This is a genomic window from Bradyrhizobium sp. URHD0069 (assembly GCF_000701345.1).
Taxonomy (GTDB): Bacteria; Pseudomonadota; Alphaproteobacteria; order Rhizobiales; family Xanthobacteraceae; genus Bradyrhizobium.
In genome coordinates this window covers 1-1199 of the sequence record NZ_JNIJ01000129.1, presented here as the reverse complement: position 1 = coordinate 1199, position 1199 = coordinate 1, and the positions used below count along the sequence as shown (strand labels likewise).

The 1199-nt window shown below is 56.1% G+C and carries 1 protein-coding gene; it reads left to right on the top strand.

Annotated elements, in window-relative coordinates; translation table 11 throughout:
* Positions 1 to 145: 145 nt before the first annotated feature.
* A complete protein-coding gene (locus N554_RS0130580; protein WP_029586911.1) occupies positions 146 to 574 on the top strand; it encodes a cupin domain-containing protein in 429 nt (142 codons plus the stop codon).
* Positions 575 to 1199: the final 625 nt, after the last annotated feature.

Below are 1199 nucleotides of genomic sequence, written 5' to 3'. Positions count from 1 at the left end.
CGATTGTCTTTAGCGGCAGCGTGAAGCCGTCGGCAGGCATCGCACCTAAATAGACCGACGTACTTTTTTGCCGGTGCTACCAGCACTCGCACGGTGGTGTGCGCCAGCACACGCTGCGAATCTTCAATGATCAGGGAGAAAAGCCATGCCGCTGACACGACGAGACTTTGCAGGGATTGCGTCTTGCGCGATCTGCGCGGTAACGGGGTTCATTGCCACCGATGCGTCGGCGCAAGGCACGCCGCCTGCCGCGACGCCCGGGGTTACACGAAAGATTTTGTCGCAGACCGACGGTCCTACGCCGGGATATGCGACGATCATTGTCGAAGCGGAAATAGAAGCGGGCGTGACAGTCGCGCGGCATACCCATCCAGGAATAGAATCCGCCTATATCATCGAAGGTGGCCTTGAGCTGCCGATAGAAGGTCAACCGACCCGCGCCCTGAAGCCGGGCGATGGTTTCCAAGTGCCGCCCAACACGCCACATGCAGGCAGTAAGAACGGTGACAAGAAGACTAAGATTGCAATCACCTATGTCCTAGAGAAGGGCAAGCCGCTCGCGTCTCCAGCCTGATCTGATCAAGGTTTTCGACTTTAGAACGGTCTCTAGTGATGATGAGGTCCGGAGTGGGTCATTGGCGCCATAAGGCCCCGCCTTTGTCTACTCTTCGGCTCGACCGCCGTCGATGTCCGGTTGGGTCAAACTGAGAAACACTCAGCATGAGCAGATGTCTTCCGCTCTTCTCTTAAGAACGGACATTGGCTTAGCACGCCCCAAAATTGTTGCGCGGATCAGCTGTTCTGGAATTTGCTCGGCGAAAGCCCGCCGAAACAGCCGCTGGTGGGGGCGGCGTGTCGCATGGTCACTGCAGCACCACCAAGATCGTGACGGTTTAAGGAGGCGCAGTCTACTGCGACAAGAGCAGTAATTGTCGCGTGGCAGTCTGGCGTTAAACATCGAACTAAACTCGCTAACCTCGCAATTAGGGCAGCGGAACAGAACGAACCTGCTCAGCCGGGTTAGCTGTCTTCACATGGAACAAATGACTTCTCACCTGTTTGGTCCCCCAAAGGGGATCTCTCATGGTGAATGAGACTACAGTTGAACGGGTGACCAACCGAGTATGGGGCATCTTCTCCTCTCTCGATCACGGCATTGCCGGGAACAACAATCGCCGGGCGTTACTTAGAGCGTACAT